Here is a 20320-nt window from a genome sequence, read left to right as displayed (position 1 = left end):
CCTTCTTCGACGTCAATCGCCCAGCCGTCGAATTCGCCGCGACAGGACACGCCGTGCGATGCAGACGGCGGACCTCCCCGGTGGCATGATGACGATCATGTTCGCCTTGCCCAGAAGCACCGGTGAGAGCCGCCCCTACACCGGCCCGGCCACGACGCAGATGACCTCGTTGGCGGCATCGAAGCGCGGCCCGCTCGTCGCCCTCACACTCGGCGCCATCGGCATCGTGTTCGGCGACATCGGCACCAGCCCGCTGTACACTCTGCGCACCGTGCTGCGCTCCCACGCCGACACCGTGATCGACGAGCAGAGCGTGCTCGGCGTCATCTCGATGATCATCTGGTGCCTGATCGTCATCGTCACCGTCGCTTATGTGGGTGTCATCACCCGGGCCGACAACCAGGGAGAGGGCGGCATCATCTCACTGGCCGCGATGATCCGGCGCAAGAACGGACGCGGCGCTCGCGTCTCCGGGTTCGCGATCTCAGTCGCCGTGGTCGGGGCCGGTCTCTTTCTCGGCGACTCGATGATCACACCGGCCATCTCGGTGATGAGCGCGTCGGAGGGCCTGTCGGTGGCCGACCCCGACTTCGAGACCTGGGTCGTACCGATCTCTGTGGTGATCCTCGCGCTGCTGTTTCTGGTGCAGCCTCGCGGCACCGGACGCATCGGCAAGGCCTTCGGCCCGATCATGGCGCTCTGGTTCGTCGTGCTCGCCGCGCTCGGCATCGGCTGGCTCGCCACTGATCCCAGCGTGCTGCGAGCCCTCTCGCCGACGTATGCGCTCACGTTCGCTGCGGCGCATCCGCTGATCTCATTCATGGCACTCGGAGCCGCCGTGCTCGCCGTCACCGGAGCCGAAGCTCTCTACGCCGACCTGGGGCATTTCGGCCGCCGGCCCATCGTGCTCGGCTGGCTCATGTTCGCCTTCCCCGCGCTGCTGCTGAACTATCTCGGCCAGGGAGCCATGCTGCTGCATGACCCCGCAGCAGTGAGCAGTCCGTTCTTTCACATGGCGCCGACCTGGGCGCTCGTGCCGATCGTCGTGCTGGCCACGCTGGCGACGGTGATCGCCTCTCAGGCCGTGATATCCGGAGCCTTCTCGATCGTTCGTCAGGCGGTGCGGCTGAGCCTGCTGCCACGGCTCAAGATCATTCAGACGTCGCGCAGCCATGCCGGGCAGATCTACCTGCCCGCGGTCAATGCGCTGCTGCTGGTCGGTGTGCTGGCCCTGGTGCTCGGCTTCGGCTCGTCCGAGCGACTCGCCTCGGCCTACGGGCTCGCAGTGACCGGCACACTGGTGCTCGAGCTGACGCTCTTTCTCGTCTTCGCACGCACGGTCTGGCAGTGGACGTGGCCGGTCATCGTCGTCATGGCGGTCTTCATCGGAGGGCTCGAACTGCTGCTGCTGGCGGCGAACTCGCTGAAAGTGCTCACGGGCGGCTGGCTGCCGCTCACCATTTCGGCGGTCTTCGTGATCATGATGTTCACCTGGAACCGCGGCTCGAAGATCGCCTTCGGCCGACGCCACGACATGGAGGGCCCGATCGGCGACCTCGTCGACGAAGTGCGCTGCGGCGGCATCGACCGCGTGCCCGGGCTGGCCGTCTACCCGCACGGCGACATCGCGACGACTCCACTGGCCCTGCGCGCGAGCATCGACTTCACGCACGTGCTGCACGAGCATGTCGTCATCGTCTGCGTACGCAGCCTGGGCGTGCCCCACGTGCCGATCAGCCAGCGGATCGTGATCGACAGCCTCACCGACACCGACGACGGCATCGTGCAGATTCGCTACCAGGTCGGCTTCAACGACTCGCAGAACATTCCGGCTGCACTCGAGCAGGCCCGCGGGCTCTCACCCGAGCTCGACGTCGACCCCGCGACGGCGACCTACGTGCTCTCCGTGTTTCGCATCGAGCCCGGTGCGACACAGCGCGTGGCGCACTGGCCGCGTTGGCAGCGCAGGGTGTTTCGCGCGCTCGAACGTCTGTCGACGAATCGCACACAGGCCTTCCACCTGCCACCGGAGCGCACCGTCATCATGGGCGCCGAGCTGCAGGTGTGATCATTCATGCGGCAAACCCTCGATGCGGCGTCTGCCGATGCAGCAGTCACCGTGCCGCGTCAATCGCAGTCATGATCTGGCCTGCACAGCCCGGCCGCTGTTAGGCTGCTGAGCAACGACCGGCTGATACCTGCGAAAGGCACCGCCCATGACCATCCCTCCTCCTTATGAGCCGCCGGCATCGCCGAGCGACCCCAAGCCAACCGATGAGGGCGGCCAGCAGCCGCCACCGCGTCCGCCGCAGGCACCGCAGCCTCCGCAGTATGCCGCACCCCAGACACCGCAGTACGGGGCGCCGGGCCTGCCGCCGCAGCCCCCGCAGTATGGCGGCCCCCAGGGATACGGCCAGCCCTCGGGACCGCTCGGCGCAAGCGACCCCGATGACCTCACCCTGCCGCTGTACGGTGCGACGATCCAGCAGGCGGTGACGCGCTGGCTGAAGAACTACGTGAACTTCTCGGGCCGGGCCAGCCGCAGCGAGTTCTGGTGGGTCGCGCTGGTCAGCACGGTGATCCCGATCGTGCTGAGTCTGCTGGGCATGATCGGCTCGCACACCGAAGTCACGACCGTGCGCATCGGCGACCAGCTGGTGTCGACCCAGCAGACCGTGCCCGGCCCGTTCGGCATCGCGGTCAACGTGATTCTGGTGCTTTACAGCCTGGCCGTGCTGCTCCCCAGCCTCGGTCTGATCTGGCGTCGGTTCCATGACACCGACAGATCGGGCGGCTTCTACTTCTTGGCGCTGATCCCGTTCGTCGGAGGCATCATCGTGATCGTGCTGCTCGCCCTCGACTCCAAGCCCGAGGGCGCGCGGTTCGATCGAAGGTAGTCGGCCGCTGCTCTGGCGTCGGCCGCTGGTGCGCCGACAGCCAGAAGACACGGGCCGGGTCGGACATCACTCGTCGATGTCCGACCCGGCCCGTACGTGTGTCGGCATCACGTGCGTCTGACGAGTGCCGACTGCCGCTCAGCGCACAGGCGGCACCGGGGGCAGAGGCGGCAGCGGCGGCAGCGTGTCTGCGGATGCTGAGCCCATCGCTGGCAGCACCGGGGTCGCGCCCGTCGCCTGCCTGGCCGGATCGCCACCGAAGCCGACAGGCATGACCGGGGCGGCGGGAGCGGTGTTGAGCTGCCCCTGCGGACCCGACGGAAGCTGCGGCGCACCGTACTGGCCGCCCCAGCCGAGCTGCGGAGGCATCTGCTGGGCGTTCTGCTGCTGCTGCAGGATCTGCGCATTGAGCTGCGCCTGCTGTGTGTAGAGCTGCGCGTTCTGCACGTTCATGCTCTGTTCATGGCGCAGAGCGTCATTGTCGGCGAAGAGCCGCTGATTCACCTCTTCGGCGAACGCCTCGATGCGCCCCTTGTCGACGATCGAGACGATGACGTCACGGCTGCCGCCGGCGTTGTTCTGCACCACGAGCCGAGCGCTCAGCGCGTTCAGCAGACCGGCAAGCCCGAAGATCACCAGGACGATGCCGAGCACGACGATGCCGCCGCCGAATCCGAAGCAGATGCAGCCGAGCACGGCCAGCAGCAGGCCCAGGAATGCGCGTCCGACGCTGAACTGCGTGTTCACGGTGACCCCGGCGACGTTGCCGAGCGGCATCGACAGGGTCTCGGACCCCAACGGGATCACTCCGAAGATGGTGTTCGGCACCGAACCGACGAAACGGCGGTTGGTGACCGCCAGCGTGGTCTTCAGCCAGAAGGCGATCACTGAAGGCCGCACTGCTGTCTCGGCCGACTGCTGCTCACCAGGCGCAAAGATGATCTTCGTGCTCATTGTGTACTCCTCATGTCCTCGTCAGCGCCAGATCTGTTCCGTCGCTTGCTGAGAGCAACGTTATGATCGCCTCTCGACTGAGCGCGAGGGGGAGGAATCCCCATGTGCCCTGCCGACGCCCCGCAAATCCCGTCTCCGAGCGACCAGGCCGGGCGGCCCGGCGACGCACAAAGGGCGGGATGCGGCATCCCCCGATTCCGCATCCCGCCCCGTCTGTGGGCGCCGTCTGTGCTCACGCTGGAGCGACGCCGGTCTGTGAGTCGCGCCCCCGAACGGCACTGTTCAGGGCCGCTGCACCGCGCCTAGTCTTCGAAGCCTGGCACGTGCCGCTCGTCGACGCCGTTGTACAGCGAGAGCGGGCGAATCAGCGCGTTGCTCGCGCGCTGCTCGATGATGTGCGCCGTCCACCCAGTAACCCGAGCCGCCACGAAGATCGGCGTGAACGTCGGGATGTCGAACCCGAGCAGGAAGTACGCCGGGCCGGCCGGGTAGTCGAGGTTCGGCTTGATGCCCTTGGCCTCGTCGACCTCTTTGGCCAGCGCGTCGTAGAGGCGCTTCAGATCGTCGCGGTCATAGCGGTCGATCAGCTCGAGCGTCGACTGCTGCATGGTCGGCACACGTGAGTCGCCCTTCTTGTAGACGCGGTGCCCGAAGCCCATGACCTTGCGCTTCTCGGCGAACGCCTGGGTCAGCCAGTCGTGCGCGGCCTGCTCGATCTCGACGCCCTGCTGGTCGGCCTGCGCGTTGATCTCGTTGAAGATGTGCAGCACCGCCTCGTTCGCTCCGCCGTGCAGCGGCCCTTTCAACGCGCCGATCGCGCCGGTGACCGCTGAGTAGAGGTCGCTCAGCGTCGAGGTGATGACCCGGGCGGTGAAGGTCGACGCGTTGAACGAGTGCTCTGCGTACAGGATCAGCGACACTCGGAACGCGTCGACCTCGAAGTCGTCAGGCTCCTTGCCGAAGGTCTGCCACAGAAAGTTCGCCGAGTAGTCGAGGTCGGCGTTCGGCTCGACGTATGCCTCGCCGCGCCGGCGACGCTGGTCGTACGAGACGATCGACGGCAGCTTCGCGAAGAGGTTCACCGCCTTCTCAAGCTCGGCCTCGGGCGACTCGTCGGCCGTCTTGGGGTCGTTCGCACCGATGACGCTGACGGCCGTGCGCACGACATCCATCGGATGCGAGTCGGTCGGCAGCGAGTCGATGACGGCCTTGACGTTCTCGTCGAGCCCGCGCAGCGAGCGCTCGGTCGAGACGAACTCGGCAAGCTGCTCGTCATTGGGCAGCTCCCCGTGCCAGAGCAGATAGGCGACGGCCTCGAACGACTGCGTCGCAGCGAGCTCCTGAACCGGGTAGCCGCGGTAGAGCAGCGAGTTCGTCTCGGGGTTCACCTTCGAGATGGCGGTGTAGTCGACGGGCACACCGGCCAGGCCCTTGTAGATCTCAGTCATGATTTCCTCTTCTGAAAATGCGGATCGCTTGAAGATGCGTGTCAGTGGTAGTTGTCGCGCTCGACGTCGAAGTTGAACACCGAGGTGTCGAACTCGCTGTATGCCGGGTAGTCGACCAGCTCGTAGAGGTCGGCTCGGGTCTGCATGTGTTCGACCTGCGAGCGCAGGCTGCCCTCGCTGAGGATCGCGTCGAGCCCGCGCTCGGCGGCGCCCAGCGCCAGTCGCTGCAGCGAGACCGGGTAGATCACGAGGTTGAACCCGAGATCCTGGAGCTGCCGGTTCGTGAACAGCTCGCTCTTGCCGAACTCGGTCATGTTCGCCAGCAGCGGCACGTCGACCGCCTCGCGGAATGCCTCGAACTCGCCCAGGTCGCGCAGCGCCTCGGGAAAGATGCCGTCGGCGCCCGCGTCGACCAGCGCCTTCGCCCGGTCGATGGCCGCCTCGAGCCCCTCTGACCCGCGGATGTCGGTGCGAGCCAGAATGACGAGGTTCTCGTCACGGCGCGCCTCGACGGCGGCATGGATGCGATTGACCGCTGTCGCCTGGTCGACGACCGCCTTGCCGTCGAGGTGGCCGCAGCGCTTCGGGTTGATCTGGTCTTCGATGTGGATGCCGGCGACGCCCGCATCTTCGAGCTCCTGAACCGTGCGGGCCACGTTCATGGGCTCGCCGAAGCCGGTGTCGGCGTCGACGAGCACCGGCAGGTCGGTCGACCGAGCATAGGTGTGCACGCGGCCGGCAACCTCGGTGAGCGTCGTCAGGCCGATGTCGGGAAAGCCGAGATCATTGGCGAGCACGCCGCCCGATGCATAGACCCCTTCGAAGCCCTTGCGCTCGATCAGCCGCGCCGAGAGCGCGTTGAACGCGCCCGGCAGCCGCTGCAGCCGGCCACTGGCCAGCCCGTCGCGAAAGGCGCGGCGCTTCGCCTCGGGGGTGACTTTCGAGTACAGCATCAGAAGATTCCCTTCGGGTCGTTGACGCTCTCGAGCAGGCCCGGCCTGGCCACGATGGTCAGTTCGCCCAGCTCGTCGGCGGTCAGGGTGTCGAGGCGCTGAGCCACATCGAGGAAGCGCTCGATCTCGCTGGGCACGAGCACAGGCTCGGCGAGGGTCCGGAACTTCTGGATGTAGTTCTCACGCTGGAACGGACGTGCGCCCAGCGGGTGCGCGTCGGCGACGGCGATCTCTGCCGTGATGTGCGAGCCGTCGGCGAGCTCGATCTCGGCGCGACCGCCGAAGGCCTTCTCGTCAGGATCGATCGAATGGTAGCGACGGGTCCACTCGGCGTCCTCTTCAGTGGTGATCTTGTGCCACAGCTGCACGGTGTCAGGGCGACCGGCGCGCTCGGGAGCGTATGAGTCGACGTGATGCCAGCGGCCGTCCTGCAGCGCCACAGCGAAGATGTAGGGAATCGAGTGGTCGAGTGTCTCACGGCTCGCGGTGGGATCGTACTTCTGCGGGTCGTTCGCGCCCGAGCCGATCACGTAGTGCGTGTGGTGCGAGGTGTGCAGCACGATCGAGGTGACGTTCGCGGGGTTCGCCAGCTCAGGGTGCTCGTTGTGCAGCTTGCGGGCGAGGTCGATCCAGGCCTGAGCCTGGTACTCGGCAGAGTGCTCCTTGGTGTACGTGTCGAGAATGCCGCGCTTGACCTCGCCGCGCTCGGGCAGCGGAACCGAGTAATGCGCGTCAGGGCCGTCCAGCATCCACGCGATCACGCCATCCTCGCCTTCGTAGATGGGCTCGGGGCTGGTCTGGCCGCGCATGGCGCGGTCGACAGCTTCGACGGCCATCTTCGCGGCGAACGCCGGAGCATGCGCTTTCCAGGTCGAGATCTGGCCCTTGCGCGACTGACGCGTCGCCGTCGTGGTGTGCAGCGCCTGGCCAATCGCCTGGAAGATCACCTCGGGGTCGAGATGCAGCAGCGTGCCGAGACCTGCGGCGATCGACGGGCCGAGGTGGGCCACGTGGTCGATCTTGTGCTTGTGCAGGCTGATCGCGCGCACCAGGTCGACCTGGATCTCATAGCCGGTCGCGATGCCGCGCACGACGTCGTGCCCGCTGACCTTCGCACTCCCGGTGCCGGTGACGTGCTGCGCCACTGCGATCATCGCGGGGATGTTGTCGCCGGGGTGCGAGTACTCGGCGGCGAGGAAGGTGTCGTGGTAGTCGAGCTCGCGCACGGCGACGCCGTTGGCCCAAGTCGCCCACTCGGGCGAGTAGCGCTTGGGAATGGGCAGACCGAAGACGGTCGAGCCGCCCCGCGTGAACGGGTGGGCCTTGGCCTGTGCGCGAGCGGAGACGATCGGGCCGCGCAGCAGCGAGGCTGCAGCCACCGAGGCGTTGTCGATCACGCGGTTGATGACCTCGTCGGTCACCGCCTGGCTGACCTCGACGGGGTCAGCGGCGACCTCGGCGATCTTCCAGGCGAGCTGATCTTTGCGAGCCAGGTTCTCTTCGCTCTTGTACACACGGACGTCATGCTGTTTCACGAGCATCTCCTTCATCTGGGCTGACGGCGTCAGCTGTGCGGGTCTCGAGGCTGGCGGCCTTCGCCAGTCGGTGGGAAAGACTGTTGTAGAGGTGCACGTGCGTGGCGTGCGCGGCGAGGTCGCCGTTGCCGTCGATGATCGCCTGGACGATCAGCGCGTGTTCGCGTGCGGCGTCCATGAGTCGGGCGCGATCGCTGCGAGCCATATGGCGGATGCGGGCGAGATGCGTGCGCACCGTCGCCATCGCCGAGACCAGGTAGGGGTTGTGCACGGCCTGGTCGAGGGCTTCGTCGAGGCGGTTGACGAGTTCGTAGTAGTCGTGCCGGTTGCGGTCACGGGTGTTGAGCAGGTCGCTGACGTGCTGGAAGTCGACGAGCAGCGCACGGAAGACGTCGGGATCGCGATTCTGCGCAGCAAGTCGGGCGGCCTGGCATTCCAGGGCCAGCCGCACGTCGTAGAGCTCCCCGATGTTCTCGAACGAGACCTCTGAGACCTCGACGCCACGGGGGCGCTGCACGGCCAGGCCCTCGCTGATCAGCTGTCGCAGGGCCTCGCGGACCGGGGTGCGGGAGATGCCGAGACGCATCGCCTGCTCGACCTCGCCGAGCACCGTGCCCGCTGGCAGGTCGCCGTTGGTGATCTCTTCACGAAGGGTCTGATACGCCCGGTCACCTGCGCGCATGATCCCCTCCTTCGGTCATCGTCGATCGATCGCCATCAGTGTATACACAAATCACACGTCAATGTATACACAGATTCGAAGAAGCCCGTTATTTCTGCCAATCAGCACTTCTGATCAGGCGGTTCACGCGCAGCTCAACGAGGATATTTGCATCTGTGTATACAACGCCGGTATATTGATCCCATGCTTCGAGGATGAGGCATCACAGAGTCGTCGTGTCGGCATCCTCGGGAGGTACTCAATGAGGAGGACACGATGAACATCACGCGTGACCAGGTGCGTGAGGGAGCCTACGGGCGGGCGTACCAGCAGAGCATCACAGACCCAGAGGCATTCTGGCTCGACGCGGCCAAAGAGATCGACTGGCATTCAGAGCCCACACAGGCCCTCGACTCATCGAACGACCCGGAATACCAGTGGTTTCCGAACGGCACGCTCAACGTCGCCTACAACGCGCTCGATCGGCACATCGAGGCCGGCCGCGGCGATCAGAAGGCGCTGATCTACGAATCCGCCGTCACCGACAAGTCGCGCACGTACACCTACAACGAGCTGCGCGACGAAGTCGCCCGTTTCGCCGGGGTGCTCGCCTCCCACGGCGTCGGCCTCGGCGACCGCGTCGTCATTTACATGCCGATGATCCCAGAGGCCCTGATCTCATCGCTGGCCTGCGCCCGACTCGGAGCCGTGCACTCCGTCGTGTTCGGCGGGTTCGCCGCAAAAGAGCTCGCCACTCGCATCAACGATGCGAAGCCGAAGGTGCTCGTGACCGCAGACGGCGGCATCGAGCCCAACCGCATCGTCGAATACCTGCCGATCGTCGCCGAGGCCATCGCGCTCTGCGACCACTTCGTCGACTCGATCATCGTCAAAGACCGCCCCGAGATTCCGGGCGGCGCGAAGGACGGCACCGACTGGGTCGCCGACCTGATCGAGACGGAATGGTTCGACTGGGACGACGAGATGGCCCATGCCGCACCGCACAAGCCGGTGCCGGTGGTCTCGACGCACCCGCTGTACATCCTCTACACTTCGGGCACCACAGGCGCGCCGAAGGGCGTCGTCCGCGACACCGGCGGCTATGCCGTCTCGCTGGCCTGGACGATGAAGAACCTCTACAACATCGAGGCAGGCCAGGTCATGTGGACGGCTTCTGATGTGGGCTGGGTCGTCGGGCACAGCTACATCATCTACGGCCCGCTGCTGGTCGGCGCGACGACCGTGGTCTACGAGGGCAAGCCTGTCGGCACGCCGGATGCCGGTCAGTTCTGGCGCATCATCGAACGTCACAAGGTGCGCTCCTTCTTCACCGCACCCACAGCCATTCGTGCGGTGCGCAAAGAGGATCCGCAGGCCGAGCTGGTCAAACAGTTCGACATCTCCTCGCTGCAGGCGCTCTTCCTCGCCGGCGAGCGCACCGACCCCGACACCTATCACTGGGCCGTCGCCAACATCCACCCGAAAGTGGTCGACCACTGGTGGCAGACCGAGACCGGCTGGGCGATCACCGGCAACTTCATCGGCCTGCAGCCGGTCGAGTCTCGGCCGGGTTCGTCTGGTCTGCCCACCCCCGGCTACAACGTGCAGATCGTCGACGACGAGGGCAACCCGGTGCCGAACATGGGCGAAGGCAACATCGTCATCAAGCAGCCGATGCCGCCGGGCACCCTGACCACGCTCTGGCGTCGTCACAAGCGCTACTACCGCTGCTACCTCAAACCGTTCCCGGGCTATTACCTCACGGGCGACTCCGGGTACATCGACCGCGAGGGCTACATCTACGTGATGGGGCGCACAGACGACGTGATCAACGTCGCCGGGCATCGTCTCAGCACTGGGCAGATGGAGGGCATCCTGGGTGCGCATCCAGCCGTGGCAGAGGCTGCGGTCATCGGTGCCGCCGACGCGCTCAAGGGCGAGAAGCCGTTCGGGTTCGTCGTTCTGAAGCACGGTTTCGACAGCACCGAAGAGGTGCTGCGCAAAGAGCTGGTGCAGAAGGTGCGCAAGGAGCTCGGTGCGGTGGCGGCGTTCAAAGACGTGGTCGTCGTCGAGGGGCTGCCGAAGACGCGTTCCGGCAAGATCCTGCGCAAGAACCTGCGGCAGATCGTCAACGGCGAGAAGCTGATCGTTCCGCCGACCATCGAAGACACGGCCGCCCTGACGCTCGTGCAGATCGCCGTGCACAACTATGAGCGCGAGAAAGAGACCGCCTGATCACCCAATGACTGCGTTGAAGTCGGCGCACACCGGCGTCCCTGGTCAGGCGTCGGGCACTGCACCGCCCAAGAGCGGCTGCACACCGTGACCGGTGCGCTGCAGGGCCGGCTTCAGCGCGAACCACGCCGGCCCGGCTCACTTCGGGGGATGTTGAGTCGGGCCGGTCTCTTGATCAGACCCTGCCTCAGGCTCTTCAGCGATGTCGGTGCGCAGGCTTCCGGTAATGGCATCCACCGCCGCTCCCACGGTGGGAGCGAACCGGCCGGTCTCTTCGAAACGCTCACCGGCTCCGAACCGGATGAGCTGATCCTTCATCGGCCCACGAGCCTCGGCAAGAATCAGCCGAACTCCCTGTTGGGTGAGTTCATCGTCAAGAGCCGCGATCGCATCCGCAGCGGTGATGTCGACTCTGGTCACCGGCTCGGACGCCAGAATCAGCGTGTGCACCGGCGGGTCGCGAGGCCGATCTGCCAGCTCCTGGACGAATGCGGTGAACGATCCGCTGTTTGCGAACATGAGCGGCGCATCGAAGCGTGCGATCGCGATGCCGGGCAGTCTTCTGCCCTCGGGGTGCCTGGTGAGGTCATGGTAACCGCGCATCCCTGGGACCAGCCCCAGCTCGGTGCGATACGGACGACGCGTCTGATTGATGAACGCTAGGAGTGAGAGCCCTACCGCGATCGCGACGCCTTCGAGCACACCGAATGCAATGACGCTGGCCGTCGTCGCAAGGCTCAGAAGGGCCTCGATCGGGCTGCGCCGCACGAGCCTGAGCACATCACGGGCCGAGAACATCGTCGCAGTGGCGGCGATCACCACCGCCGCAAGGGCGGCTTCTGGCAGGTAGGCGGTCACCCCGGGCGCAAGCAAGATGAAAACGATGAGCAGCAGCGCCCCGGCGACCGATGAGAGCTGCGTCCGCCCGCCCACCGACTGCACGACTGGGGTGCGTGACGACGAGCCCGAGACCGGAAACCCTCCGCACAGACCAGTCGAGACGTTTGCGACGCCGACGGCGATCATCTCACGATTGCTGCTGACGTGACTGCCGGTTCGCGCCGCAAACGTGCGAGAGAGGATGCTTGTGTCGGCAAATGCGATCAGGGCGATGCCCATCGCCGGAACGGCCAGTTCGACCAGGTCGCTCGGAAGCAGCCCGATCAGTGTCGGATGTGGCAGCCCAAATGGCAGCGCTCCGACGACGTCGACTGCGGGCTGCAGCCCGAGGGCAGCGACTGCGGCCGTTGCCAGCCCGATCACAAGAAACGCCGAGGGGATCGTCTTCGCGATCAGACGCAGCAAGATCATCGCTGCGGTTGAGACCAGCCCGATAGTCAACGCGGCCCAGGCGATATGGCCTGCTCTCAGATTGGCGAGAGTCGCCGGCAGCGCACTCAGCGGGGAGCCCGAAGGGTCGTCGACGCCCAGCAGATTCGGCAGCTGGCTCAGCATGATCACGATGACGATGCCGTTGAGATAGCCGATACGAATGGGCTTCGAGAGAAAATCGGCGAGGAACCCCAGACGCATGAGACCGCCCAGCAGCATGAGCGCACCGATGATGATCGCAAGCAGCCCGGCCAATGCGACGACGCGCTGTGGACTGCCAGCCGACAACGGCACGATCGCTGCAGCGATCATCGGCGCCAGCGATGAGTCAGGACCGAGCACGAGGATTCTGGACGGGCCCACCACCGCATAGACCAGAAGGGGAACGATGCTCGCATAGAGTCCGGTAACCGGCGGCAGGCCGGCGACCTGCGCGTACCCCATGCCAGCAGGAATGAGCAGTGCAGTGAGCGTTGCACCCGCCAGCAGATCATGACGCAGCCACGGCAATCGATAGCGCCCGGCCGTCTGCAGGCCGGGCAGCCAGCGTGCCAAGCGGGGGTTCATGGATTCAGCCTACGTGGCAGGTAGAAAGGAAACACAGAGAAGATTCGAGAGCCACCTGCGAGAATCGAACTCGCGACCCCTTCATTACATTGCTGCGACTGCCCGCTACGGCGCGGCGGCGTAAAACCTTCTTGGACATGAAGGAGGGGGCAATGACACCCACGACAGACGAAGTGCTCGAAGCCTGGGCACAATGGCAGACCGCACAAGCACTCTCGACCCGCACGATCCGCGAACGCGCGATCACAATCCGCGCCCTGGTAGACCACGCCGGTTGCGGGCCACTCGACATCACACCCGCGCACATCATCAGCTGGCTCGCACGCGACATCACACCGATCACCAAAGCCAGCTATCACGCAAGCATCCGCGCCTACTGCGCCTGGGCGCAACGCACCCGACGTCGACCCGACGACCCCAGCCTCGACACCCCGACGCCGAAGCGGCCAAAATGTCTGCCGAGACCGATCAGCCAGGCACAGCTCAACGACATGCTCACCACCTGCACCCGGTCACGCACCAGGTGCATGATCCTCTTCGCCGCACTCGCCGGCCTTCGCGTACACGAAATCGCAAAACTGCACGGCCACGACATCGACACCTGCACCGGTGTGCTCACCGTCACCGGCAAAGGCGGCAAGACTGCGATGATACCCATGCACCCCCTGCTCGTCGCAGAAGCACGACTCTGGCCCGCCGACGGGTACTGGTTCCCGTCATACACACGCCAAGGGCCAATCACCGCACAATCCGTCAGCCAGGCAATCAGCCGCGTCATGCACAAAGCCGGCATCGTCGGCGGCAAACCCCACCAGCTCCGACACTTCTACGGCACAGAGCTCGTGCGCGCCGGCGTACACTTGCGCATCGTGCAATCCCTCATGCGACACGAGTCTCCCGCGACCACAGCGATCTACACTCAGATCACGCTCACCGAACAGCGGGCCGGCATCAGACTGCTCACCCTGGCCGCATAGCCGACAAGTCACCAGCGGCAAACGCTCCGAACGGGGCTGACGCGCATTTTCGCAAGCGAAAACACTTGTCTTCACGGGTGTGGTCGCTTCACAGCTCATCACTCGAACGGGTCAAACCGACGCCGTTTAAGGTACTCGTCAGCATGGGCATCATGTTCAGCCTGCGCAGCCCTGCGTGCACGTCGTCTCTCGACGGCCCTTCGCAACGCATCACGCGCCGCCAGTAAGCCCGCGGCCGCGCCTGCCATGATAGCGACACCGACGATAGCCGGCAGAAGAGATTGCATTGCTCCCCCTCGGACATCAACGATACCGGCATTGCGCACTGACGGGCACGGTTGCACAGCTGGCTGGCATCCGGGTCGTGCGGTCGTCCGTCCGGTCCGTGCTCGCCGCAAGCGGCGGCGCGCGGCCCGGGCGGTCGTCCGCTCGACGCGATCGGCAGGCAGGAGAATCAATCCGCGCCCGTCAGTGCTCGCACTTGCACACCTTAGGCCGGCGCACTCCGCCACACTCCAGGCATATGCCCTTCGTCACTTGCTGACCGACGATCGAGACAGCGTCCATCGTGTCGTAGGCAGCAAAGGCCGGGCTTCCAGGGCCCCAGAACAACTCGTGCTGCAGGGGCTTGACAGACTGCCTGGAAGAGAGCGTGAACTCCTCGAACTGCGCGGCGTCATATGTGCGGAACCAGAACAGGCGCTTCTGAGACCAAAGCCCGACATTGCCGCCCGTCTGTCGGACTCCGAAGAGACCTCGACAGTCGGTGACCGCTTGCGTGACCTCACGGATGATCTTGTCAGCGCGGGCCCAGTTCGGGGCAGTCCATCGCAGCTGCACGTCTCGCCGGCGCAGCTGCACAAGGAAGTTCGCGACCTCAGTCGGTAGAGCTGACGCCTCGCGTGACGACGCGATGCCGGTCACCTCATCCATCAGCACATCGCAGTGCTCGGCCTGCAACAGCTGGGGCCAGTCCTCGAACCGCTCGTACGAGGGATGATCATTCCCCTGGTCATCGAGCAGCCGCACGGTCGAGAGCACGCGCCGGCCCGCGGCCAGGCTCGGAAGGGTGTCACGGATCATGCACAAGCTCTTGCCCGACCCGTTCGCACCGACATATGCGTGAATCGGCACGCTACGTCGCCGCTGAACGCGCCGAGCTCCACCCCGGAGAACCGCCCTGGCAGCCATTTGTGTGAGCCTGTCATGCAGCCGCTGCGCTGCATCAGCTGAATGGGCCCCCATCAGCCGTTGCCCCCGACCTGCGGAACATGGCCCAAGATCACGCGCACAAGTTTGAACAGGAGTGTAGCCCCGTAAACTGCGAGCCCGATCGCGAGAGCCGACCAAGCTACGGTCCAGGGAACCCAGGCGCCAAGACCAGACGCCTGCGAGACAAAACCGCCCATCTGACTCACGGCGGAGCCCGGATCACCTGGGAGCTCGAAGTCTGGCAAAACACCGTCCTCGAACAGTGCCGTGACGATCCAAATGACCGATCCAAGGAAATAGCTCGTGATCATGCGTCTCTGCTCTCACTTTCAGCACTCGCCATCGGCGTGTGACCGATGCTGCCCGACACCCAACGCAGAATTCGCATGAGCAACACCCAGAGAATGAGGATCGTCAGGAAAAGATTCGTCACGATCCTCAGCGGGTACAGCAGACTGCCCTCGCAGGAATTCCCTAGCCGCACGACTCCTCCTGTGCTGCCGAAAACGGACGTGTCGAGCGGGATACCATCACATCCCGACGGTGAGAACCCCACATTGAACGCCGACGTCATCTCCAGAAGCTGAGTGCCGAACTTCGTCTTCACTGCCGCCTCACTGATCTGATCCTGAAACACCAGCGTATTCGGCACGAACGCCCACACCAGGGCGCATTTCACAGGCGTGAAGACCCAGTCGATGGGATTCGTAGCGTTGCCCCATTCCTCTGACCAGCACTGATCAGCCGGCGCCTTCTCCAAACCAGACTGAGAGGTCTGCCCGACATCTGCACCAGTCTCAGGGTCAGAGAGATCCTTGCCCGTCTGCTGCGTCGACGCTTTGAACGCGTTCGAGTACATCGTGCATTCCTCCAGGGCAACATCTTGGCCACCGTACGTGCACCCATACTTCGTCGCCTTGTCAGGGTCAGAGAACCACGCGGAACACGCAGTGCCGTCATCGAAGCAACTCTTCCCCGTCGCCTTCGTCACAAGGTCAAGCTCACACGACCCATCCGTGCAGGACGGATAGGTCTCAGCAAACGACTTGTACTGGTCATCCGGCTCAACTCTTCCGAGGTCGGTCTTCACTCCAGTCTGAGCGTTCTTCTCACCCACCGAGACACCAGCAATCTGCTTCGACGGGTCCACTGGAGCAGTCGGAGGCATTGGCACAGACCCGGACTCCTTGAAAGGCTCACCCTCAGCACAGTCCTTCGAGCCGTCGGTGTACTCCGTGCACGATTCCAGAGTGCGATCGGGATCCTTGTCAGCCCACTGGGCCGTGATCACTGCCGTCTTATCAGTGCATGACGCGCCGTTTGAGCCGACAGGCGTGGCCCTATTCGCATCAGACCCGCAGTACGTCTTTCCTCCGGACCGGTAATACTGCACCTTGGCAGACGGAGTCACCCGCAAGAGAACATCCTCAGTAAGGCCTGTCCCTTCACCTCGGTGCACCGTCTCCACCTGCCCCCACCGAGCACTCTTGTCCGATGGTCTGACAAAGGCAGCCCCAGGAATCATGGCATGGCCACTCGTATCTGGGATAACGTATTGGAGGTGGACCTTACCATCGCCGTCGAGCTCACCACCCAGCTGCACCTCCGCACAATCCAACGTCGAGTCGTTGCCTGAGCCATAGCACTGCCGAAAATTTCCCCCAAGGCTGAGATCACTCACAAGCATTCGAGCCGAGTAATAGTCAGAATTATTAGGGCTGTCCTCAACCCGCGTACTAAGAGTGCTGAACGACATGCCATTCGGCAGGACAGCGCTCGGCGTGGACAGAAAAAGCTCCTGCACATCGACATTCGGCTGAGCAACAGCCTCCTGGAACTGGGAACAGTCCGCGCCAGAAAAGTAGCGTGCCGTCATTCCGAGGAAGTCGCCACCCGTAGAATCACAGACCACAAAATCAGCATCCTGCATGAAAAACGACACCCCGGCATGACCAATCCATGTGCCGATCGACTGGGCCATCCAAACATTGCCGGCCTTCACGAGGAACTTTCCGCCCGATGCGAGCACGGACTTCGTGCCGCTCCAGAAACCAGACGATTTCGCCGCAGCAACTGCTGTAGCACCATACTTCTCAGTCGCGACCGCAACAGCCGCCTTGTCACTCTTCGCCCCAAACAGCCGCTGCACAACAGACTTCGAGCTGCCACCCTTCAACGCAGACGACGGATATGCAGACCGAACGCCCGGATGCAATCGGGCCTCAGCAGTCTCACCAATAGCCCCGAATTGCTTAGCAGCAGTCGACCACTCAAACGTGCCATCAGCAGCCCTCACGACATAGCCGTTGTAACCGCCCTTCCTCGCCTCAAGCAGGTTACGGGGCAGACCGAAATCATCGCCGAACTGCTTACCATCGGGATACCCCTTCGACGCGCCCACAGTATCGCGAATCATGCCAGACAAACTCTCATTCTTCGACACCTCCGCCCACCAACGCGGATACAAAGCCTTCAGATTGTCAATGCTCAAATCTGCAGTCGCAGCACGCGCCCCAGTCTGAGACGACAGGACGCCGGCAAGCGTCGCCATCACTAGCAGGATGACGAGGAACAGGGCACGTTTACGACCGCCTACCTGAGTCACAGCCACCGCCTCACAAGCCGCCACACGACCATGCCGGCCACGCCGCCAGCGAGCACAACAAGGACGACAGCCCATGACGGAAGCGCCGCGAGCTCATCTCGCCAGAGATACCACGGAATGTTCATCACTGCCTTTCAAGACACGAGTGCCCCGAGCACCGGGGGATTGTCGATGATCGGGGCACTCAATGGTGCGGGCTATCAGCCTCGGGCGAATTTCTTCACCAGACGCCAGCCCACGGTGATCGCCAGCACAAGCGCGCCAACGGTAATCGCGGTCGGAGCAATAGCGCCAACGTCTGAGCCAAGCGAACTGATGATGCCGCCGAAGATTCCAGGCACGTCCACTGCACTGCCCTCTGCTGCAAGAAGAGCTGTTTCCATTTCTATTCACCTCCAATCGGGAATCGAGTTACGCCCGCATCACGAGCGCCATGCCTGGAGCAGAGCGAACACTGCTGACAGCAAGATGCCGACAGAGAACGATCCGACCAGGAAGCCGAAGAGCGACCCATCATCAGTGAAGGGCATGTCACACCATCACGAACCGGCGCACAATGCGAAGTCCGTTCACAAGGCTCCACACCAGAGCGAGAATCGGCACGAACGGAAGCCACGTCGAAGCCGCGACAGCATACCCGGGTTCCATGAGCAACCTCACTTGATCTGTTGAACGAGGATGACGCCACACAAGAGGCAGAACAGCCCGAGCGCGAACTGAAGCGACGCCGAGTCATACAGCAGCGCCATGACGGCTCGGACTCCTCGGGCGAACGCCTTCACTCGTGGGCGTGCCATGCTCAGCGCGATACTCACGCTCGAACCGGAAGGCTTCAACCTCCCGCACCGTCACAGCCGCAGCCAGAACCGCAAACGAAGCGAGAGCTAGAAACGCGCAGACGATCAGCCACACTGGAAACATGTCACTCGCCCCAAGCCGACCCAGAACCAGCTGACGCAGTGGCCAGGTCATGCTCGCCCGGATACTCGGTCGAGTCACCGCCGAGCTCGACGTGCCCGATCTTTTCCTGGCCTGTCAGATTGTTCAGCGAGGTCTGCACCTGGGCACGACCGTTGTAGTACCGCAGCGAAGAAGTCAGCTCACCAGAGACACGCACCTGATCGCCCGCCTGCATGCCGAACAGGTCCCAAATCGTGACGTAGTCGAGCCACTTCTGACGACCGTCGCGCGACTCGCGCTGAATCTCGACGACCGAACCGCGCTTGAAAACGCGCTTGACCATTCCCTCGACCGTCGCCTTAATACCGTCCGCCATGATGCTTTCCTTTCGAGCCCTGAACCGGGTGATTGACACCAGACAAGCACGACCAAACACCACAGAACAGCGATTCCCAGCAGACTGCATAAGTTGATGCAGAAGTTGCATATGTTGATGCAATATCAGCGGCTATGCGGCCTCAGCACGGGCAGATTCCGGGCCACACCTGGTCGCCGAGCACGGCACCACCTGCGATATTCGCTCCCACCGGCCTGCCTCGGCCAGCTCCAGAATGCGGCAGAGCTTCGCCGGGTCATTCTGAACGCGCTTCCAATCACGCCGGCGGATCGCGACGGACGTCACATCGACCTCGTCACCCGGCTCGTCGTCCGCGAGCTCCTGGTCATCGACATCTTCGATGCCGGCCGCCGCTTTCAGCCCCCGCGACCACGTCAGCGCACGCCGGCCCCTGGTCGTCTCGACCCACTCGACCCACAAGCGAGCACGCTCCTCTCGCTCATCCTCATCGAGCCCATCGAAGTCGAGCAGCTCGAACGGCGTCAGAGAGTCGAGCCGGCCTTTCTTCAGATCGAGCCTGGCCATCTCATTGCCGATCTTGAATGAACGCGCCCGGTCATGCTCCTGCAGCTTCGCCAAATACAACGACACGACATTGCCGTGCTGCACGTCACGCAGATCGACACCACGCTCATCAGACGGCAACCGGCCACCGTGCTTCACAACGAACCTACGCCAACGCGCAGACAACCAGGCACGCGCCTCTCGACGCTGCACATCAGACAACGCACGCTCCACAAACCACAGCACATGCAGATGAGGATGCCAGCCATTCTCACCGCGCGTAACCTCGACAGCCTTGATCTGATGCCGGATGCCATGCCGAGCAGCAAACCGCTTCCACGGGGCACCCATGATCAACGAACGAAACGCCTGCGTGAGCGCGTCAAGATTCTGCTCAAGCGAATCATCGAGACGATGCCGCAGCGTGAACGTCGCGAACAAGAACGCGCCGCCCTCACGGCGCTCCCACCACTTCGAGGCCGTCGTCACCTCATCCGCCCTGCCCTGGCGAATCGACGCCGAACACACCGGGCACGCCCACACCGACCCGCAATGAATCAGACCTGAGAACGTCGCAGGCGACCCCAGGCTGTCAGCCACGACACCGACCGACGCACCAGCCGCATGCCGGCACGACGCCGGGCGCAGCGGAGCCGCGAAGCCCTCTCGCCCATCCGGCGACAGCCCGGCCCCAGCACGCGCATGCTGCACGAGCAGCTGCGCCGACACCTGACGCCGCTGAAAGCGCATCTCACGCTGCGACGACCGCCAATCCCGCTTCGCGCTCAACGGGGGGTCACCGAATTCGCAGTGTTACCAAGAGCGCGCCGCGCACGCCGCAACCACACACGAAAATTCCGCACAGCACGCAGGCCAGCGTCATCAAGAAAGACACCCTCCTGCGCATCTAAAACAGACACACCCAGCACATTCAGACGCGCAGCACACTCACGCACCATGAACTCAGGATCAACAAAATCGCTCACAAAGACACCGCCAGGGAGTCGAGCCGCGCCAGCGTTACACGCGGCCACCCAGCATCGAGCTGAAACTGGAGATCATCGCGGCAGAACACCAGCGCTCCGTGGGGCCCATCGAGCCGAGTCACTATCGGAAGCGTTCCTCTGGCAACATGACGGACGA

Annotated in this window: 16 protein-coding genes; 4 read left to right on the top strand and 12 right to left on the bottom strand. The window is 64.1% G+C overall.

Going from position 1 to position 20320, the window contains the following annotated elements:
• The first annotated feature begins 106 nt into the window (after positions 1 to 106).
• Positions 107 to 2068 (top strand): potassium transporter Kup, encoded by a 1962-nt coding sequence (locus LRX77_RS06825; protein ID WP_231832160.1) that lies wholly within the window; start codon positions 107 to 109, stop codon positions 2066 to 2068.
• 148 nt (positions 2069 to 2216) lie between these two features.
• On the top strand, positions 2217 to 2897 hold the full coding sequence (locus tag LRX77_RS06820; RefSeq protein ID WP_231832159.1) for a DUF805 domain-containing protein: 681 nt from the start codon (positions 2217 to 2219) through the stop codon (positions 2895 to 2897).
• Positions 2898 to 3035: 138 nt separating this feature from the next.
• Here LRX77_RS06820 and LRX77_RS06815 read toward each other — a convergent pair whose 3' ends face one another.
• The 5 genes from LRX77_RS06815 to LRX77_RS06795 form a co-directional block, all read right to left on the bottom strand.
• On the bottom strand, positions 3036 to 3851 hold the full coding sequence (locus LRX77_RS06815) for a hypothetical protein (RefSeq protein WP_231832158.1): 816 nt from the start codon (positions 3849 to 3851) through the stop codon (positions 3036 to 3038).
• Between the two features lie 302 nt (positions 3852 to 4153).
• On the bottom strand, positions 4154 to 5299 hold the full coding sequence (locus LRX77_RS06810; RefSeq protein WP_231832157.1) for a bifunctional 2-methylcitrate synthase/citrate synthase: 1146 nt from the start codon (positions 5297 to 5299) through the stop codon (positions 4154 to 4156).
• Positions 5300 to 5340: 41 nt separating this feature from the next.
• Positions 5341 to 6252, bottom strand: a complete 912-nt coding sequence (gene prpB / locus LRX77_RS06805; RefSeq protein ID WP_231832156.1) for a methylisocitrate lyase — start codon at positions 6250 to 6252, stop codon at positions 5341 to 5343.
• A complete protein-coding gene (locus tag LRX77_RS06800; protein WP_231832155.1) occupies positions 6252 to 7793 on the bottom strand; it encodes an MmgE/PrpD family protein in 1542 nt (513 codons plus the stop codon). The genes prpB and LRX77_RS06800 overlap by 1 nt, the downstream gene beginning before the upstream one ends.
• On the bottom strand, positions 7774 to 8469 hold the full coding sequence (locus tag LRX77_RS06795) for a GntR family transcriptional regulator (RefSeq protein ID WP_231832154.1): 696 nt from the start codon (positions 8467 to 8469) through the stop codon (positions 7774 to 7776). The genes LRX77_RS06800 and LRX77_RS06795 overlap by 20 nt, the downstream gene beginning before the upstream one ends.
• A 255-nt stretch (positions 8470 to 8724) precedes the next feature.
• Here LRX77_RS06795 and LRX77_RS06790 point away from each other — a divergent pair, with 255 nt between their 5' ends.
• Positions 8725 to 10683, top strand: coding sequence for an acetate--CoA ligase (locus LRX77_RS06790; RefSeq protein WP_231832153.1), 1959 nt, complete (start codon positions 8725 to 8727; stop codon positions 10681 to 10683).
• Between the two features lie 138 nt (positions 10684 to 10821).
• On the opposite strand, the gene LRX77_RS06785 is transcribed toward LRX77_RS06790, so the two are convergent.
• Positions 10822 to 12582, bottom strand: a complete 1761-nt coding sequence (locus tag LRX77_RS06785) for a SulP family inorganic anion transporter (RefSeq protein ID WP_231832152.1) — start codon at positions 12580 to 12582, stop codon at positions 10822 to 10824.
• Between the two features lie 152 nt (positions 12583 to 12734).
• On the opposite strand from LRX77_RS06785, the gene LRX77_RS06780 reads away from it, so the two are divergent.
• Complete coding sequence (locus LRX77_RS06780; RefSeq protein ID WP_231832151.1) at positions 12735 to 13559, top strand: tyrosine-type recombinase/integrase; 825 nt, start codon at positions 12735 to 12737, stop codon at positions 13557 to 13559.
• 468 nt (positions 13560 to 14027) lie between these two features.
• On the opposite strand, the gene LRX77_RS06775 is transcribed toward LRX77_RS06780, so the two are convergent.
• The 6 genes from LRX77_RS06775 to LRX77_RS06750 form a co-directional block, all read right to left on the bottom strand.
• Positions 14028 to 14642 carry a hypothetical protein gene (locus LRX77_RS06775; RefSeq protein ID WP_231832150.1) on the bottom strand — a complete coding sequence of 205 codons (615 nt, stop codon included), beginning with the start codon at positions 14640 to 14642 and terminating at the stop codon, positions 14028 to 14030.
• 161 nt (positions 14643 to 14803) lie between these two features.
• Positions 14804 to 15082 (bottom strand): hypothetical protein, encoded by a 279-nt coding sequence (locus tag LRX77_RS06770; RefSeq protein WP_231832149.1) that lies wholly within the window; start codon positions 15080 to 15082, stop codon positions 14804 to 14806.
• The gene (locus tag LRX77_RS06765; RefSeq protein ID WP_231832148.1) at positions 15079 to 17376 is read right to left on the bottom strand and encodes a hypothetical protein; all 2298 of its coding nucleotides are present in this window, start codon (positions 17374 to 17376) and stop codon (positions 15079 to 15081) included. Before LRX77_RS06765 ends, LRX77_RS06770 begins: the two co-directional genes overlap by 4 nt.
• 200 nt (positions 17377 to 17576) lie before the next feature.
• On the bottom strand, positions 17577 to 17759 hold the full coding sequence (locus LRX77_RS06760) for a hypothetical protein (protein ID WP_231832147.1): 183 nt from the start codon (positions 17757 to 17759) through the stop codon (positions 17577 to 17579).
• Positions 17760 to 18298: 539 nt separating this feature from the next.
• Positions 18299 to 18652, bottom strand: coding sequence for a hypothetical protein (locus tag LRX77_RS06755; RefSeq protein ID WP_231832146.1), 354 nt, complete (start codon positions 18650 to 18652; stop codon positions 18299 to 18301).
• A gap of 132 nt (positions 18653 to 18784) precedes the next feature.
• On the bottom strand, positions 18785 to 19966 hold the full coding sequence (locus LRX77_RS06750; protein ID WP_231832145.1) for a protein rep: 1182 nt from the start codon (positions 19964 to 19966) through the stop codon (positions 18785 to 18787).
• Between the last annotated feature and the right edge of the window lie 354 nt (positions 19967 to 20320).

Origin of the sequence: Pseudoclavibacter sp. 13-3 (genome assembly GCF_021168475.1) — a bacterium.
In the GTDB taxonomy this organism is placed as follows: Bacteria; Actinomycetota; Actinomycetes; order Actinomycetales; family Microbacteriaceae; genus Pseudoclavibacter_A.
The sequence above is the reverse complement of the archived record's forward strand: the minus strand, read 5'-3'. Positions and strand labels throughout refer to the sequence as shown.

Excerpts from the sequence above, each read along its gene's own strand:
- LRX77_RS06770 (WP_231832149.1), bottom strand. The coding sequence starts at position 15,082 with ATGATCACGAGCTATTTCCTTGGATCGGTCATTTGGATCGTCACGGCA.
- LRX77_RS06785 (WP_231832152.1), bottom strand. The coding sequence starts at position 12,582 with ATGAACCCCCGCTTGGCACGCTGGCTGCCCGGCCTGCAGACGGCCGGG.
- LRX77_RS06800 (WP_231832155.1), bottom strand. The coding sequence starts at position 7,793 with ATGCTCGTGAAACAGCATGACGTCCGTGTGTACAAGAGCGAAGAGAAC.
- LRX77_RS06820 (WP_231832159.1), top strand. The coding sequence starts at position 2,217 with ATGACCATCCCTCCTCCTTATGAGCCGCCGGCATCGCCGAGCGACCCC.
- LRX77_RS06810 (WP_231832157.1), bottom strand. The coding sequence starts at position 5,299 with ATGACTGAGATCTACAAGGGCCTGGCCGGTGTGCCCGTCGACTACACC.
- LRX77_RS06815 (WP_231832158.1), bottom strand. The coding sequence starts at position 3,851 with ATGAGCACGAAGATCATCTTTGCGCCTGGTGAGCAGCAGTCGGCCGAG.
- LRX77_RS06780 (WP_231832151.1), top strand. The coding sequence starts at position 12,735 with ATGACACCCACGACAGACGAAGTGCTCGAAGCCTGGGCACAATGGCAG.
- LRX77_RS06795 (WP_231832154.1), bottom strand. The coding sequence starts at position 8,469 with ATGCGCGCAGGTGACCGGGCGTATCAGACCCTTCGTGAAGAGATCACC.
- LRX77_RS06760 (WP_231832147.1), bottom strand. The coding sequence starts at position 17,759 with ATGGAAACAGCTCTTCTTGCAGCAGAGGGCAGTGCAGTGGACGTGCCT.
- prpB (WP_231832156.1), bottom strand. The coding sequence starts at position 6,252 with ATGCTGTACTCGAAAGTCACCCCCGAGGCGAAGCGCCGCGCCTTTCGC.
- LRX77_RS06790 (WP_231832153.1), top strand. The coding sequence starts at position 8,725 with ATGAACATCACGCGTGACCAGGTGCGTGAGGGAGCCTACGGGCGGGCG.
- LRX77_RS06775 (WP_231832150.1), bottom strand. The coding sequence starts at position 14,642 with ATGATCCGTGACACCCTTCCGAGCCTGGCCGCGGGCCGGCGCGTGCTC.
- LRX77_RS06755 (WP_231832146.1), bottom strand. The coding sequence starts at position 18,652 with ATGGCGGACGGTATTAAGGCGACGGTCGAGGGAATGGTCAAGCGCGTT.